The sequence below is a fragment of the SAR324 cluster bacterium genome (genome assembly GCA_029245725.1).
Taxonomy (GTDB): Bacteria; SAR324; SAR324; order SAR324; family NAC60-12; genus JCVI-SCAAA005.
Genome location: JAQWOT010000226.1, coordinates 1 through 15472, shown reverse-complemented (window position 1 = coordinate 15472; position 15472 = coordinate 1). Strand labels below are relative to the sequence as shown.

Annotated in this window: 21 protein-coding genes and 4 tRNA genes; 16 read left to right on the top strand and 9 right to left on the bottom strand. The window is 49.5% G+C overall.

Features of this window, described 5'->3' with window-relative positions:
* Entirely contained in the window at positions 1 to 249 is a 249-nt protein-coding gene (locus tag P8O70_12115; GenBank protein MDG2197603.1) for a hypothetical protein, read from the bottom strand.
* 37 nt (positions 250 to 286) lie between these two features.
* Here P8O70_12115 and dcd point away from each other — a divergent pair, with 37 nt between their 5' ends.
* Positions 287 to 808 (top strand): dCTP deaminase, encoded by a 522-nt coding sequence (dcd, locus tag P8O70_12110; GenBank protein ID MDG2197602.1) that lies wholly within the window; start codon positions 287 to 289, stop codon positions 806 to 808.
* The gene (locus tag P8O70_12105) at positions 805 to 1587 is read left to right on the top strand and encodes a sugar phosphate nucleotidyltransferase (GenBank protein MDG2197601.1); all 783 of its coding nucleotides are present in this window, start codon (positions 805 to 807) and stop codon (positions 1585 to 1587) included. Before dcd ends, P8O70_12105 begins: the two co-directional genes overlap by 4 nt.
* Here the strand turns inward: P8O70_12105 and P8O70_12100 are convergent.
* On the bottom strand, positions 1551 to 1760 hold the full coding sequence (locus P8O70_12100; protein ID MDG2197600.1) for a hypothetical protein: 210 nt from the start codon (positions 1758 to 1760) through the stop codon (positions 1551 to 1553). The genes P8O70_12105 and P8O70_12100 overlap by 37 nt on opposite strands.
* Positions 1761 to 1970: 210 nt before the next feature.
* On the opposite strand from P8O70_12100, the gene P8O70_12095 reads away from it, so the two are divergent.
* Positions 1971 to 2624, top strand: a complete 654-nt coding sequence (locus P8O70_12095; protein ID MDG2197599.1) for a hypothetical protein — start codon at positions 1971 to 1973, stop codon at positions 2622 to 2624.
* A gap of 262 nt (positions 2625 to 2886) precedes the next feature.
* Entirely contained in the window at positions 2887 to 3855 is a 969-nt protein-coding gene (locus P8O70_12090) for a quinone oxidoreductase (protein ID MDG2197598.1), read from the top strand.
* Positions 3856 to 3905: 50 nt separating this feature from the next.
* On the opposite strand, the gene trpD is transcribed toward P8O70_12090, so the two are convergent.
* The 4 genes from trpD to mutS are packed head-to-tail and all read right to left on the bottom strand — an operon-like array spanning position 3906 to position 9197.
* A complete protein-coding gene (gene trpD, locus P8O70_12085; GenBank protein ID MDG2197597.1) occupies positions 3906 to 4919 on the bottom strand; it encodes an anthranilate phosphoribosyltransferase in 1014 nt (337 codons plus the stop codon).
* A gap of 18 nt (positions 4920 to 4937) precedes the next feature.
* On the bottom strand, positions 4938 to 5876 hold the full coding sequence (locus P8O70_12080; GenBank protein ID MDG2197596.1) for a hypothetical protein: 939 nt from the start codon (positions 5874 to 5876) through the stop codon (positions 4938 to 4940).
* A 51-nt stretch (positions 5877 to 5927) separates the two neighbouring features.
* A complete protein-coding gene (coaD, locus tag P8O70_12075) occupies positions 5928 to 6446 on the bottom strand; it encodes a pantetheine-phosphate adenylyltransferase (protein ID MDG2197595.1) in 519 nt (172 codons plus the stop codon).
* A 33-nt stretch (positions 6447 to 6479) separates the two neighbouring features.
* Positions 6480 to 9197, bottom strand: a complete 2718-nt coding sequence (gene mutS, locus P8O70_12070; protein ID MDG2197594.1) for a DNA mismatch repair protein MutS — start codon at positions 9195 to 9197, stop codon at positions 6480 to 6482.
* A gap of 159 nt (positions 9198 to 9356) precedes the next feature.
* Here mutS and P8O70_12065 point away from each other — a divergent pair.
* From P8O70_12065 to rplA, 8 genes are all read left to right on the top strand, one after another.
* A tRNA-Thr gene (locus P8O70_12065) sits at positions 9357 to 9432 on the top strand.
* Positions 9433 to 9445: 13 nt separating this feature from the next.
* Positions 9446 to 9530: transfer RNA gene (locus P8O70_12060), tRNA-Tyr, on the top strand.
* Between the two features lie 10 nt (positions 9531 to 9540).
* Positions 9541 to 9615, top strand: a tRNA-Thr gene (locus P8O70_12055).
* Between the two features lie 25 nt (positions 9616 to 9640).
* Positions 9641 to 9713: transfer RNA gene (locus P8O70_12050), tRNA-Trp, on the top strand.
* Positions 9714 to 9788: 75 nt separating this feature from the next.
* On the top strand, positions 9789 to 9977 hold the full coding sequence (gene secE / locus P8O70_12045) for a preprotein translocase subunit SecE (GenBank protein ID MDG2197593.1): 189 nt from the start codon (positions 9789 to 9791) through the stop codon (positions 9975 to 9977).
* Positions 9978 to 9987: 10 nt separating this feature from the next.
* Complete coding sequence (gene nusG, locus P8O70_12040) at positions 9988 to 10623, top strand: transcription termination/antitermination protein NusG (protein MDG2197592.1); 636 nt, start codon at positions 9988 to 9990, stop codon at positions 10621 to 10623.
* 51 nt (positions 10624 to 10674) lie between these two features.
* Entirely contained in the window at positions 10675 to 11097 is a 423-nt protein-coding gene (gene rplK, locus P8O70_12035) for a 50S ribosomal protein L11 (protein MDG2197591.1), read from the top strand.
* A gap of 10 nt (positions 11098 to 11107) precedes the next feature.
* Entirely contained in the window at positions 11108 to 11791 is a 684-nt protein-coding gene (rplA, locus tag P8O70_12030) for a 50S ribosomal protein L1 (protein MDG2197590.1), read from the top strand.
* On the opposite strand, the gene P8O70_12025 is transcribed toward rplA, so the two are convergent.
* Entirely contained in the window at positions 11751 to 12059 is a 309-nt protein-coding gene (locus tag P8O70_12025) for a hypothetical protein (GenBank protein ID MDG2197589.1), read from the bottom strand. The two genes, rplA and P8O70_12025, sit on opposite strands and share 41 nt — an antisense overlap.
* Before the next feature lie 11 nt (positions 12060 to 12070).
* Between P8O70_12025 and rplJ the strand changes: the two genes are divergently transcribed.
* Complete coding sequence (gene rplJ, locus P8O70_12020) at positions 12071 to 12604, top strand: 50S ribosomal protein L10 (protein MDG2197588.1); 534 nt, start codon at positions 12071 to 12073, stop codon at positions 12602 to 12604.
* Between the two features lie 25 nt (positions 12605 to 12629).
* The gene (gene rplL / locus P8O70_12015; protein ID MDG2197587.1) at positions 12630 to 13019 is read left to right on the top strand and encodes a 50S ribosomal protein L7/L12; all 390 of its coding nucleotides are present in this window, start codon (positions 12630 to 12632) and stop codon (positions 13017 to 13019) included.
* Between the two features lie 45 nt (positions 13020 to 13064).
* Here rplL and P8O70_12010 read toward each other — a convergent pair whose 3' ends face one another.
* Positions 13065 to 13214, bottom strand: coding sequence for a hypothetical protein (locus P8O70_12010; GenBank protein ID MDG2197586.1), 150 nt, complete (start codon positions 13212 to 13214; stop codon positions 13065 to 13067).
* 220 nt (positions 13215 to 13434) lie between these two features.
* Between P8O70_12010 and P8O70_12005 the strand changes: the two genes are divergently transcribed.
* Both P8O70_12005 and P8O70_12000 read left to right on the top strand, forming a co-directional pair.
* Positions 13435 to 14316, top strand: coding sequence for a sugar ABC transporter permease (locus P8O70_12005; protein MDG2197585.1), 882 nt, complete (start codon positions 13435 to 13437; stop codon positions 14314 to 14316).
* Positions 14313 to 15116 carry a carbohydrate ABC transporter permease gene (locus P8O70_12000; GenBank protein MDG2197584.1) on the top strand — a complete coding sequence of 268 codons (804 nt, stop codon included), beginning with the start codon at positions 14313 to 14315 and terminating at the stop codon, positions 15114 to 15116. The genes P8O70_12005 and P8O70_12000 overlap by 4 nt, the downstream gene beginning before the upstream one ends.
* A 22-nt stretch (positions 15117 to 15138) precedes the next feature.
* Here the strand turns inward: P8O70_12000 and P8O70_11995 are convergent.
* The coding region (locus tag P8O70_11995) for a hypothetical protein (GenBank protein MDG2197583.1) at positions 15139 to 15472 on the bottom strand (334 nt) is incomplete at its 5' end.

Genomic DNA, 15472 nt, shown 5'->3' with positions numbered 1-15472 from the left:
TTAGCGTGTGCCTGCACGAGAGAGCTCTTCACAAATCCACTGTTGGATAGCTGGGCGGTAGAGTTCTAGCAGGTCTTCACCCAACTGCGTCAACGTGTAGCCTCGTCCTTGGCATTGGAAGCATTTCTGTGAAAGATGAGGCTGCAAAGTATCGATTTCCAAATATCCTAATTTTCGACCGCTCCCCTCACAAACTTTGCAAGACTCCTTGAAATCTGCGAGTAAACTTGGTGGTTGGTTCGGTTGCATGCTCTGCCTAAAAAAAATCTGTTAATAAATCAAAATTATGATCGTTCCTGATACTCACCTCCGCCAGATGATAGCCCAGGGCTATCTGCCAGAGGGAGTCAAAATTGGTCCCTCCAGTGTAGATCTAACCTTGGGCAATAGCTTCAGTTGGCTGGCACCCTCTCGAAGAAAAATTGTGCTGGGTGAACCTGTCGAATATGCCTCTGAAGTAGCTGACAGCTATGAGTTGCTACCCAATCACTTTGTCCTAGCCACAACGTGTGAGAGTATTCGGATTCCCAACAACATGGCTGCTTACGTCGAAGGCCGTTCAAGTATTGGTCGACTCGGATTACAGGTCCAAAACGCAGGCTTTATCGATGCTGGTTTTGAGGGTCAGATCACTCTAGAACTTGAAAACCAGTCACCATTTCCAATCGTTCTGCAAGTTGGAGTGCGTATCTGTCAAATCGTGTTTGTTCAGATGCTCGAGACAGCAGAGCAACCTTATGCTGGTAAGTACCTAAATCAACGTGGGGCAACACCGAGTCGCCTGGATCAAGACTCTGAGTTCGAGTGACTCCACAAGCCTTGGTTTTTGCCGCTGGACTCGGCACCCGCTTGGCTCCTTTGACAAAACAACTTCCCAAAGCTCTCGCCCCAATTCACGGCATTCCTGCTCTTGAGTGGATTTTACGAAGACTCGAACAGCAGCAAGTCCGCCAGATCGTGATCAACACACATGCGCACGCAGAAAAGATCCATCGCTTTGTTGAAGTTCGTACTCCTTCTTTTCTGAACCTACAAATCTCACACGAACCAACCCTTCTCGATACTGGTGGTGGACTGCGGCAAAGTCATTCTTTTTGGTCAGTGAACATGCCGATTTTACTGCACAATGCAGATGTCTTCTCCAACGCCGATTTGACCACCGCTTGGCAAGTTCACTCTGAGACCAATCCTCTAGCCACTCTGCTCATAAAACAACGCCCCACCAATAATCGCCTACTCGTTGATGAGGCTGATCTTCTCTGTGGTGTTCACTATGTGAAACAACAGGATCACCGCATCCTACGAGACCCCGTTGGAAGCCTGCGAGAAGTAGGCTTTTGTGGGATTCATTTGGTTGCCCCAAGGATTTTTGAAGTTTTACCTGAGCAGGAAATCTTCAGAATTATCCCCGTGTACCTAGGGCAGGTCACCCGAGGTGAGGAAATCCGAACCGTAGATATTGGTTCCGCCTATTGGCGGGATATTGGCAAATTAAGCAGTCTCCAGCAGTTGGAATCTGACTGGCTAACTGTTCCAGGACTAGCTGATGCTCACCGTGGATGCTCACCACATTCAATCAAGGCATGATCGTACGGTCCAGCCTGGCCTTCCTGCAGTACTTGGTAGTTTTCATGTCCACAGCTCTGAAATGCCTGAAGACCCAGGACCTCTCGCTCTCCTTGAGGAAAATAGAGATCATGGCCGTTTGATGAGCAACCTATCAGCAGTGGTAGGCTCAGTAACCACAACCCGTTTTTCATTCAACTACCCATTGAAAACTGTTCATTAAACATGCTGATGCAAAGTTCTTTAAATCTTTCAGCTTTGTAGTGTTCTCCAAAATTATTGAGGGCTTTAGTTTAAGTGGTTTATCAATTGCTAGCTGGAGATTTCTTCCAATCACAGTGGTGCTTCTATACTGAACATGGAGATCAGTGCAAGAAACCCTGCATTGCTTGATAACTATTCTCATGAAACCCCCGTGCCATTTTTTGGTAAGTGTCACTTGGTTGATTCTCCTCTCTACCCCACTCGCTGCTCAAGGCATTGATAATCAGACAACTATCAGTTGGATTGGATTGGGAAGTGTTGAAGGTTCTTATGTTACAAAAAGTGGTGATAAATCTATTAGTCTGACTGGTGATGCACTCGAAATCATGTTTTGGCAGGACAGAGAGAAATCAGGTTTTTTTGATGGGCTGCAATTACTCCAATTGGAACTTTCAGGAACAGGAATTGATGGTAGGGACATTTCACACGATCTTAGATTAGAAATGCTCAACCTACAGTACCATTTCGGATGGAATTGGGATCTATTTAATTTTGTGCACCTACAGTTATTTGTATCCTACGGAATTGGCCAAACTCGCTTCAGCGTAGCCTTGCAACAAGAACAGACGTGGTCGAAAAATTTCGAAGAGCAGCACGCTTATTCCGATATGACCAGCTATGGCACGAATCTGATTCTGGAGCTAACTGACCGTTTGTGGTTGGGTTATTCAACAGTTTATGTACAGGATTCACAGTCTGTTAACTATGGATACACTCAAAGTGAGTTTTCACCTACAAATTATCAATCCATTTTAATTGTTTACAAATGGCAAGCCTCCTCAAATCAAAACTAAAGGATTCCAGAATTTACTGCGACAAACCGATAATGCTTTTTGCAAAACAAAACGTGAATAGCGGCTGATTTAAGTCGAACAAATTTATCAGACTGTTGTCCTCTCTCTAGCTGTTCAGACTGTTGCCGAGCAATTATTCGAACAACTCACCAAACAACTACAGTAAAACTTTCGAATTACATGTACGTTTCCCACTTGCCAGAAAATTTCTGATCGTTATTCTCAAGGAACTCATTTAACCCATCATTTTTTTAAGGAGATCATGCTGAATGCGATTCGTATTTACGAACAGGGAGGTCCGGAAGTCATGCGCTGGGAATCCGTCGATCTGCCTAAGCTTGGTTCTGAAGAAATCCGTATTCGCCACACCGCCATTGGCCTGAACTTCATTGACACCTATCAGCGGAGCGGTCTCTATCCTCTCAACCCACCCTGTGGACTGGGTAAGGAAGCCGCTGGTGTTGTGGAAGAGATTGGTAGTGCAGTCAAGGAATTCAAGAAAGGAGACCGGGTTGTCTATGCCAGTGGGACCAGCGCTTATAGTGAAGCCTCTCAGATTGTGGCCAACTTGGTGGTTCCCATTCCAGATGACGTGAAAGATGAAGTCGCCGCAGCCTCCATGCTGAAAGGGATGACCGCAGAATACCTGCTCCGCCGTATCGGAAGAGTTCAGGCAGATGATGTGATTCTCTTCCACGCTGCTGCTGGAGGGACTGGACTGATTGCGTGTCAGTGGGCAAAAGCCTTGGGTTGTACGGTAATTGGCACGGTCAGTTCGCCTGCCAAGGAATCTTTGGCTCGAGACAACGGATGTGACTTCGTGATTAATTATGAGCAGGAAAACTTCTTAGATCAGGTGATGGAAATCACCAACGGGAAGGGCGTTCGGTTGGTCTATGATTCAGTAGGGCGTGACACTTTCGAGGGGACGATCGGCTGTCTGAGTACAAGAGGTTTGTTCGTGAGCTTTGGTCAATCTTCTGGACCAGTGCCTCCAGTGGATCTGCGAGTCTTCAGTCCAAAGAGTTTGTTCTACACGCGTCCAACACTCTTTTCCTATATTGCTACTCGTGCCGAATTGCTGGACAGTTCCCAGGCACTGTTTGGAGCTATCGGTAGTGGGAAGGTCAAGATTTCAATCAATCAACGTTATCCTTTACGTGAAGTTGCGCAGGCTCACGCTGATCTCGAAGGCCGCAGAACAACAGGATCTACTGTTCTGATTCCCTGACAAAATCTTCAGAAAAGCTATGGGGTGCTCAATCAAGAGCAATCCATAGCTTATGCCGCCTGATTCGTGAATTCGACTAGTTCTTCCAAGCGCTGCCAAGCCTTGCCAGAGTCCACCAGTTGGGCTGCCTGCTCAACACCATCCCTGAGATTCTCTACCTTTCCTGCGACTACTAGGGCACCCGCAGCATTGTAAAGAGCAACATGTCGTGGGGTGCCTTGGTTTTTTCCTTGGAAAATCTCTCGGATCATTTGGGCACTCTCTTCTGGACTGTCAATGCGTATCTCTTCCAAATTGCCTTTCGGCAAGCCTACCTCTTCAGGTTCCAGTTGATACAGTTCGACCTTACCGTCTCGAAGCTCTGCAACATGGGTTTTGGCTGTTGTGGTTAATTCACAGAGACCGTCCGCACCGTGAACCACCAGCGCGCTTTCTGCCCCAAGTTCCGCAAGCACCTGAGCAATTCGGAAAGTCCATTCTACGTTGGGTACACCCACCAGCTGGCGCTGAGCTTGAGCCGGGTTGGTCAATGGTCCAAGAATGTTGAAAACTGTCGGGATTCCTAGCTCTCGACGAATTGGCCCCGCAAATCGCATTGCAGGATGGTGCTTAATCGCATAACAGAAGCAGAGTTGTAATTCCTGTAGGCAAGCCTCAACTTGCGAAAGATCCAAATCAATATTTACTCCTAGTGCCTGTAGGGCTTCTGCACTACCGCTACGTCGTGTGTTGCTCCGATTTCCGTGCTTGGCCACAACAGCCCCTCCAGCAGCAGCGATCAACGCAGCGCAGGTGGAAATATTGAAGGTACTGATGCCATTGCCTCCGGTACTGCAAGTATCAATTGCGTCACTTGGAGCCTGGATTTTCTCTGAGCGCACTCGCATGGCGTGGGCTGCACCGACAATCTCATCAATCGTTGCACCTTTGGCTTGGAGTAGGGCAAGTAACGCAGCTGCCTGTGTAGGAACCGCTTCTTCACTCATGACCCAGAGAATCATCTCCCGAGCCTCTTCCCGGCTCAGATTCTTTCGTTCAAGTAACTTAGCTAGCAGTTCTTTCATCAACAGGACTCCGCAAACTCAGGGAAACGGTTGAGGTTTTTTCGGGAAAGTGGTGGGCCCCACAGAGAGTCCAACCGGGTTGGGTAGTCGTCTCGGAATGGTAGTCAAAACTGGAATTTCAATAACTTCTTCCTCCTGATACTGCAACCACTGCTCGTAGAGCATGGCTGCTTCGTTCAGGTTGTTCGGATCCTTACGTTCCAATTGATCCAGCATCAAAGGATTTTCGGTCAGCAAGAAATCTTCTTCTACTTCCTGTGCGGTTGCTGTTGATGGCTTCTTCACCGGGACCGTTTCGGGCATCAGCACCATGATCCGCAGGTTGCGCTTCAACTGCTCCCAAACTTTGTACAATCCTCTAAGGATTGCTTGCCATGGCAACCCATGCGCTAACCCAAAAGCGGTAACAGTCAGCAATGCAAGACCTCGAAGGATTGGCAGGAAAGGCAGAGCAGTGTAGATACGCACACTCAGATAGAAACAAACCGCACCAATTACTGCGGCAGCCTCTTGGTGAGGCAGATGCTGCAAGATCCACTGTGAACCCAACAATCCGAGGTAACCGTAACTCCAGAGCCCTTGGAATGGGACTGTGTTGTGTTCCAGTGTCAACACTAACACATGCAAAATGGAAAGGAGCCAGCAGAGCAACAGGGCATGATACCATCCGCTGAGCAGAGAAAAGCGATGCCAATGTGGTCTACTCAGGGGGATTAGAAACCAGAACAGTAAAGGAGTCGGTGGCCCAAAGATTTCCAGCAGTGAGCCCCCAATCAGTGCACCTAGCAACCCTAACCAGTTGTGTATTCCCTCCGGCGGAGTCAATGGACTAAATACCGTGGGATCAACAAATTCAGCCGTCGCCAAAGCTACTCCACCGAGCAGCGCCAGTACGAGGAAAAACCAGTCAGATCGCCAACGTAAGCGTGGCGACGCTTCCAAATTGATCGTATCCACTGCGAAAATCCTTTCCTAACATCCCACCCATCCTAGGTGAGCAATCCAAAATTACTTGGCAGGTAGCAGTCCCTGATTTTTCAGAATTGTATAGATCTGTTCTGCTACTGGAGGAATGACATAGGAATCAATGCGCTCTCCCAACAAAGCCACCTCCCTCACCAGCGTGGAACTAACCACAAAAAGATCTGGCCGCCCAAACAGGCAGAAGGTTTCCAGTTGAGGGTCAATCCCCAAATTACCAATCGCCTGTTGCAGCTCTCCATGAAAATCGTTTGTACTGCGTAGTCCCTTGATGAGCACACTTGCACCTTTACTCTGTGCATAGCGTACGGTGGGACCCTGGTAGGCATCAACACTCACGTTCCCCAAGCCAGGGAGATGATCCACATACGCCTGCATCATCTCCTTGCGTTCTTCCTGAGTGAAGAGATACTCCTTCTCTGGATTCACGGCAGCCGCCCAGTAGACGTGCTCAAAGTGCCGGGCAGCACGTGTGACGATATCAGCGTGCCCGAGGGTCGGAGGATTAGAACTTGTCGGGTAAATAGCCACACGGGTTGGGGCCATGGAGCGCTTCTCCAAAGAACAAGGAAACAGGAATCACTGCAGGCGCTGCTGCAACTCATGCAGCAGATTTAGTGCCTCCAGCGGTGTGGTTTGCGACAAATTGAGCGCTCGCAATTCCTCAACTAGCCAGGAATCTTCAGCAAACAATAAAAGTTGCAGTTGGGAGCCGTTGATAGGTTCTTGAGTTGCTGCTGCCTGATGCATAATTGAATTATCATACACGGGCGGGACCTCTTGCACCACATGTCCCAAAGTATGGGCCTGCTCAATAGTTTGCAAAATCTGCTGAGCCCGCTGAATCACCAAGGGTGGCAGTCCAGCCAGTCGAGCGACCTGCACTCCGTAGCTCTTGTCAGCTTCTCCCGGACTAATTCTGCGTAAAAAGACAATGCGTTCACCATCTTCCTCTATGCGCACGCTTGCATTCACAACTCCGGCCAATTGCTGCGCTAGTTCTGTGAGTTCATGATAGTGCGTTGCGCAAAGTGTCAGTGAGCCCAATTCGTGGAGATGTTCGACAATCGCCCAGGCGATGCTGATTCCGTCAAAGGTGCTCGTGCCACGCCCAATCTCATCCAATACGATCAGACTGTTTTCTGAGGCATTGTTAAGAATTGCTGCTGCCTCGTTCATTTCCACCATGAAGGTACTCTGCCCCTGACTGAGGTTGTCAGAAGCCCCAACCCTGGTAAATACTCGATCTACTAGCGTTAGTTCAGCAGAAGCAGCTGCTACAAAACAGCCAGTTTGGGCCATCAACACGTTTAGAGCAACTTGGCGCATGAATGTCGACTTACCAGCCATGTTAGGGCCGGTAATCAGCAGAACCTGTTGCTTTTCTTCCTCCAAGTCAATGTCATTCGGGACAAAAGGTTCACCCAGATCCAGTTGCTCAATCACTGGATGCCGAGAAGCTTGCAAACGAAGCTTTCTTGAATGTCCAGTTTCCAGTAGGCAGGGCCGAACATAGTTAGCTGCCAAAGCCAGTTCTGCCCAACCAGCCAGAACATCTAAAATAGCTAATTTGCGAGCACTTTCCTGAAGGCGTCCAAGTTGTTGAAGAACCTCCTGCCTTAGTTCCGCAAACAGTACTTGCTCCAACTCCACACTACGTTCTTCTGCGCTAAGAATTTTCTCTTCAAATTCCTTGAGTTCCTGCGTGATATAGCGTTCTCCATTAGTCAGAGTCTGCTTGCGAAGATAATGGCCAGGAACCCGATTTTTGTGAGCATTGCTGACTTCCAAATAGTAGCCAAACACCTTGTTGAAGCCTAGCTTAAGGCTGGCAATACCGCTTCGTTCACGCTCCTGTTGCAGCATTCGATTGAGAAACTCTTTGGAATCTGTGGTCAAGAGTCGCAGATCATCCAACTCCTGTGACACTCCATCGGCGATATAACCACCCTCTGCCAACTTCAAAGAAGGGTCTGGCAGCAACCGTTGTTCCAGCAAGGTGAGCAGGTCATTCAGGGGATCAAAGGAAGCACCTACCTCGACCAGCAATGGTGTGGACAGGGGCGTCAACAACTCTGGTAGCAATTGCAGAGGTTCCAACGAACTGCGCAAAGTGAGAAAGTCACTGATGCCTGCAACCGGCAAACTAATCCGTCCTGCAATTCTGGGTAGATCCTGAACCTGAGACAGCTGCTGATGTAGTTCCTGTCGCATTCGACCCTGCTCTTGGAACTCTTCAACTGCATCATAGCGAGCTTCCAGCGGTCCTTTATCCAATAGTGGGTAGCGCAGCCACTGTCGCAACTGGCGTGCTCCCATCGGAGTCACACATTGATTGAGCACATGAAAGAGTGTATGCCGCTTCTGTCCGGTGGGGGTTTCGAAGATCTCCAGGTTCCGGATGGTTGTTTCATCCAGTGGCATTGCCTGACTACGTCGTAACTGACGGATACTGGTCAGATGCGACAAGCTACACTGCTGTGTCTGACACATGTACTGTAGCAATGCTCCAGCAGCCCGAATGCCACGTGCCAATTCCTCCACGCCAAACCCAGCAAGGTTCAGGGTGCCAAAATGTTCGAGAAGTCGCTGCCGTGAAGTCTGCGTGTCAAAATCATAGGCTGAGCGAATAGTCACTGCCTGCTCCCCAACCTTCGGGAGCTGTTTCAGTAGCTGTAGGACACTCTGCACAAACTCAGCTTCACCCTCAGTTCGAGCTTCTGGCAGCAGCACCTCGCTTGGTTGTAGCTGACGCAAAAAGTCTAGGCACAATGACTTTTCACTTTCTTCAAACTCTGTGATTTCCAGTTCACCCGTGGAAAGATCGGCCCTGGCCAGCCCAATACCAGCAGGACGCGCCTGCCAAAGCAAGGCAACCAGATAGTGGTTGTCGTCAGGGGGAAGAAGTTCGGGGGAAACAGTGGTTCCAGGTGTGACAATCCTGACAATTTCTCGATTGACCAGGCCCTTTGCTTTGGCAGGATCTTCGGTCTGCTCACAAATAGCGACCTTATATCCAGCAGCAGTCAGACGATTGAGATAGCTCTCATGAGCGCGATAGGGGACACCGCACATTGGAATCGCCCCTTCCTGCTGCTTGTTCCGAGAAGTCAGCGCAATCTGGAGAATGGGCGCAGCCTTCACTGCATCATCCCCGAACATTTCGTAGAAGTCTCCCATGCGGAAGAAGAGGATCTTGTCCGGATGTTGCCGCTTGGCATCATGGAACTGGCGCATCATCGGGGTTTCACTGGCCGGCTGGGACATCGACAAATGAGGCTGGGGAGTGGCGTACAACAGAGGCTCAAAGATTAGATCAAGGTACGGAGGGTCAAAAAAGTTGCAAGTGAGAAACCTGTTGTCAACAGCGAGAATAGTAGTCAAATCAGGTGGATTGGTCCAGAAAAGAAAGTTGACATCACTGTAAATTTTGCATATTATTAGCGGCTTTCCTTGGCTGGCTTAGCTCAGTTGGTAGAGCAGCTGATTTGTAATCAGCAGGTCGGGGGTTCGAATCCGTCAGCCAGCTCCAGGAACGATTATGTGGGGAGATTCCCGAGCGGTCAAAGGGGGCAGACTGTAAATCTGTTGGCTCAGCCTTCGAAGGTTCGAATCCTTCTCTCCCCACCACCAGCGATGGGCCCGGGTAGCTCAGTGGTAGAGCGTTTCCTTGGTAAGGAAAAGGTCGGCAGTTCAATCCTGCTCTCGGGCTCCAGTGACATTGAACCGTTACCTTGTACAGGCCAGTAGCTCAGTTGGTAGAGCAGCGGATTCCAAATCCGCAGGTCGCAGGTTCGACCCCTGTCTGGCCTGCACAGCACCAAGCCATGATTCCCGCCCTGTCTCGGTTCTGGCAGACTCGTCATCACGTCCAATCCAAACAAGGTCATGTTCAATAGAATCCGGCAATTTTTTATTGACGTCCAAGCCGAATTTAAACGTATTCAATGGGCGACCCGTGAGCGCACGATCCGGCAAACTTCCATCGTGGTTCTGGTATCGCTGATCATTGCGATCTATTTGGGGGTGGCTGATCTTGGACTCTCCAACCTGATGCAACTCCTGATTTCCGGCTAAGAGATATGCGATGAGCGATAGTGAACTGAATCCCGAAATTCCAATTATTCCACCTGGAACAGACGAACCTGCTGAACCTGTACCTGCCGAGAACAGCCACTTCAAGTGGTACATTCTCCAGGCCCACACAGGGTATGAGAAGCGAGTCAAGCTAACGATCGAAAAACAACTGGAGATCAAGGGACTTCAGCATTTGGTCGGGGAAATCTTTATTCCTTCTGAAGAAGTCACTCGTAGCAAAGGTGGGAAGCAGCGTGTTGTCACGCAGAAATATTTCCCAGGCTATCTGCTGCTGCACATGGACCTGCAGGAAGATCTCTGGCATCTAATTATTAACATTAACAGAGTCAACGGCTTCGTAGGGCGTAAGCATCGTGATGAAAATCACTACATTCCCCCGATACCGCTCAGCAATGAAGAACTGATGACGATCAAGGAACAGATCGACAGCGGTTTCCAGCAAGCCAGTGTGGAAGAAGAATTTGTTCGGGAGCAGAAGGTGATGATCACCGAAGGTCCTTTCAGCAACTTCAGTGGTGTGATCGATGAGATCAGCCACGAACGTGGCAAGCTCAAGGTGCTTGTCAGTATTTTTGGCCGCCCAACCCCTGTCGAAGTCGATTTCGACAAGGTGGTCAAGGCCTAAACAGTAGGAGTTGGGAGTTCTACCCAACGCTGACTACTCCAACAGGTTTTCATGGCAAAAGAAGTCAAGGCCTTCATCAAGCTGCAAGTTGCTGCTGGGAAGGCTAACCCCTCGCCGCCAATTGGACCAGCTCTTGGCCAACATGGCGTCAACATCATGGAGTTCTGCAAGGCATTCAATGCTCGCACGCAGGGACTTGATACGATCATTCCAGTCGTGATCACGGTCTACAAGGATCGCTCTTTCAGTTTCATCACAAAGACCCCACCTGCCTCGGTGTTGATCAAAGAAACCCTAAAGCTTGGCAAGGGTTCGGCTACACCCAATACCGCTACGGTTGGGACCCTCTCGCAAGCCCAGTTAGAGGAAATTGCCAAAACTAAATTACCAGACCTCAACTGCTACGATATTGAAGCTGCCAAAGCGATCATTGCTGGGACAGCTCGTAGTATGGGTGTGGCTATCGGCGATTAAGGAGAGAACAATGAAGAAGCTGAGTAAGCGCCAGAAGGCGATTCGTGAAAAAGTGGAACTGGAAAAGCAGTATTCACTCGAAGAAGCCCTGCAACTCCTGCAGGAAGTGAAAGCAACCAAGTTTGATGAAACTGTCGATGTTGTCCTCCGACTTGGTGTGGATCCGCGCAAAGCGGACCAGATGGTTCGTGGAACCTGCTCCTTGCCTCACGGACTGGGTAAAGAGGTACGCGTACTGGTATTTGCCAAGGGAGAAAAAGCTCGTGAAGCCGAAGAGGCTGGAGCTGATTATGTTGGAGCCGAAGACATCGCTGAACGAATCCAGAAAGAAAGCTGGTTCGATTATGAGCGTGTTGTTGCTACCCCTGATGTGATGAATATTGTAGGTCGTCTTGGGAAAATCCTGGGACCTCGTGGCTTGATGCCAAACCCGAAAGTGGGAACTGTCACCATGGATGTGGCCAACGCTGTGAAAGACATCAAGGCAGGTCAGGTAGAATTCCGTGTCGACAAACAAGGTAACCTACACGCACCTGTTGGCCAGATATCTTTCAATTTGGACCAGCTGGCTGAAAACATCCGCTCCTTCATTGATTCGGTTCAGCGGCTCAAGCCCTCGACCTCCAAAGGGGTCTACATGCGCCAGTGCTGTGTCAGTTCCACGATGGGACCTGGACTGCGCGTAAGTCTATAAAATTTTGTTGAATTGACTCCTGATAGGGAGTCTCTGGTGGGTCTAAAAGCCCACCTTTACGAATCTGGCAAGCAGTTGTTGAAGACAGCTGGGGCCCTGCCGGGCTTAATCTTCCCCGCCGAGACAATTGTGGTGCTGGAGCAAGTCCTACCTTGCTCTCTTCAGAACTGTCCTGCCCGATCATCAGTAGTTTCTGCGTAGTGTAGTAACGACCTGATGCACCCTTCCGGTCTTCTTTGGAAGCCCGGTTCACTCGTGAAATTTCCATCAGAGGTTCTCGTGGATCGTTCTCAAAAAGAAACGGTCGTGGACGAGATCCGGGAGATCTTTAACAACGCCGCCGCTGGCGTACTGGTTGACTACCGAGGTCTGGAAGCTAATAAGATCGTGGAGCTGCGACAGCAGTTGCGCAATTCAGCTTCGACCATGAAGGTGCTCAAAAACACTCTGGCTCGCATTGCCTCCGAGGGAACTCCCTTCGGTGTTTTGGAGAAGGAGTTTGTTGAGACCTGTGCCTTGGTGTACTCGCCATCTGACCCTGTGGGTCAGGCAAAGATTCTCACGGAATTCGCCAAGACCAATCCTCAGTTGGTAATCAAGGCGGGTGTGCTATCCGACGCCAATCGTGCCTCTCTGCTGAATGCAGGAGAGGTCGAAGCGCTGGCCAAACTCCCAAGTCGGGAGGAGCTGATTGTCAAGGTGCTCTTTGTGTTGCAGGCACCGTCAACCCAGTTCGTTCGCACACTCAACGAGGTTCCAGCCAAGTTTGTTCGTACGTTGGCAGCTGTTGCCGAATCAAAGTCTGCTGCCTAATCCAAGTTATTGAAAGGAAATCGAAATGTCTGAAATTACCAAAGAGCAATTGATCGAGCATATTGCCAACATGACGGTGCTGGAATTGTCTGAGTTAGTCAAGGAGTTGGAAGAGAAGTTTGGTGTGAGCGCTGCCGCTGCAGCGGTTGCTGTTGCGCCTACAGCTGGTGGCGCTGGTGGTGGGGAGGCCGCAGCCGAAGAGAAGACCGAATTTGATGTTGTCCTTGATGCTGCTGGTGAGAAGAAGATCAACGTGATCAAGGAAATCCGCGCAATCACCGGACTTGGCCTGAAGGAAGCCAAGGAATTCGTTGAGAGCGCACCGAAAACCGTGAAGGAAGGCTGCCCGAAAGAAGAAGCCGAAGAGATCGTTAAGAAGCTGCAGGAAGCTGGAGCCTCTGCGTCCATCAAGTAAGTGGTGGTTTGAGGGACCGGACTAGTGTCGATCCCTCATTTCTGTTCAATCAGCTTCTACAATTCCTTCTAGAAATTTACGCAGCATCGTCTCTCGCACTTCCCCGTTCCAGTCCTGGTTTTTTTCCCTTTCTCGACGTAGGTTGGCTTCACGGAGCAAGACATTCGGTTGACCCTCTGTGTTTTTATCTGGCATTTTCCTCCTTACCCAGTCGTGTCTTCTCAGACACCAGTTTTACAAAACGCTCCCTATCCTTCAGAACTCTTCAAGAGCCTGATCCGAAAGAGATGTTTTGGAGGAAACATTCCGCAAGAATGGTACCAATTGTTTTTAAGTAGATCTGCTCTTGAACCTCCAAAGCAAGCGCACTATTTTCTTTCTTTTCCCCTGATTGTTTTACAATTTTAAGGCACCCATGGCTTCCACTGCACAGCACCGCCTTGCCTATGGACTGCTTAGTCCAACCCTAGTATTAATGATCCTCAGCGGAGTGATTCCCTTCGCAATAGTGATTTATTTTTCTCTACATGACACCTTTGCGGGGGAACACTATATCTGGGTGGGCACCACTTGGTACGAGCAGGTGCTGGGATCTGCTGAATTTTATGCTGCTCTCTTGCGGAGTCTTGGATTTTCGATCCTGGCTCTGGCTATTCAATTGCCCCTGGGGATCTACATTGCGCTGAAGTTACCCGCCCAGGGACTGCTCTCCAAATTATACATCATCATTTTTGCCATCCCATTGCTGATGCCAGTGATTGTGGTGGGCTATATCTGGAGGTTTCTGGTTCTACCAAAAATTGGGCTCCTCAGCGAGTTCGTGGCGTTGCTGGGATGGAATTATGACCTAAATGATCCTGTTGTTGTGTGGATCACACTGATTCTGATGGACACCTGGCACTGGACCAGTTTAGTGGTGCTGCTTTGCTTTGCTGGACTGCGTACGCTTCCAGATGCTTATTACCAGGCAGCAGCAATTGATGGTGCTGGACGTTGGGCAATCTTCCGGCATATCCAACTGCCCAAGCTTCGGTTGGTGCTACTGATTGCTGGACTTCTCCGCTTCATGGATAGCTTCATCATCTACACAGAAGCTTATGTGCTGGCTCGAGGGGGACCTGGCGTCAGCACCAACTTTCTTTCTCTGGAATTGATCCAAACTGCTACGATCCAGTTCGACTTGGGTGAAGGAGGCGCCATGGCCGTCATCTATGCCACAATCGTGGTAGTCGTAGCTTGGTTATTTTTCTCGCGGATTATTCCATCACAAAGCATGAAGTCTCAGGAGGGTACATGAACCAGAGATTTTCGATTGTACCCGTTTTCTATCTGGCCTTTCTATTGATTCCTCTCTATTGGTTACTGACGATGAGCTTCAAGCCGATGAAGGAACTCGCTGGTCAGCTGACCTTGTATCCAAAGTCCCCAACTCTGGATCACTACCAAGTCATCTTCAGTGATTCGAGCTGGTACCTGGGCTATCTCAATGCAACGGTCTATGTACTGATGAATGTTGCCATCTGCCTGGTAGCTGCCATTCCAGCGGCCTATGCTTTCTCTCGCTACCGTTTCTTTGGTAGTCGTTCTCTCTTCTTTGGCCTGCTTGCCTTCCGGATGATGTCCCCGGCGATTCTACTGATTCCAATCGTCCAGATTTTTTCTGATCTCAATCTTATCGACACCTACATCGCAGTGGCACTAGCCCACTGTTTCTTTAATCTACCGATTGCAATCTGGATTCTTGAAGGATTCATCTCATCCGTGCCAGCTGAGTTGGATGAATTGGCGCGCATTGATGGCTACAATCTGGCCACGTATTTTCGAAAGATTCTACTGCCTGAAATAGCCCCAGGAATTGCTGTCACTGCCTTCTTCTGCTTCTTGTTTTCCTGGACCGAAGTCATTCTCTCCAACGCGCTGACAACAATTGATGTCAAGCCAATCGGGGCAATCATGTCGCGGGTGTCCAGTGTTTTTACTGCAAACGTGCCGATTCTCTCAGCAGCCGGCGTCTTGACGTTGATTCCAGGAATTCTGATTGTCATCCTGGTACGTCGTCATCTCACTCGAGGATTTTCAATGGGTCGGGTCGATTAGCGGTGGTGGTGTTCAGGAAGGTCTAGTTTACCGGTGCTGTTTCCATAGCTTCTAATTCTTCAGGCTTGGGCAAGGCAGCTGGACTTTCACTTTCTTCTTCCTCTTCTCCCTCCCACAAACGAAACTGGTGTACCACCTCCAACAACTCTTCGGCTTGCTGGGATAACTGTGAACTCGACTTCGCGTTCACCTCTGAAAACTGCGCATTCTCCATCGTCATCTGGTTCAACTCCTCCAACGCCTGGTTCACCTGACGGATCCCCTGTGACTGCTCCTCTGCGGCATGACGAATCATCTGCATCATCTCCGCTACCGACTCCGTTGTCCCAAAGATCTCTTCCAATGAACCCTGGGCC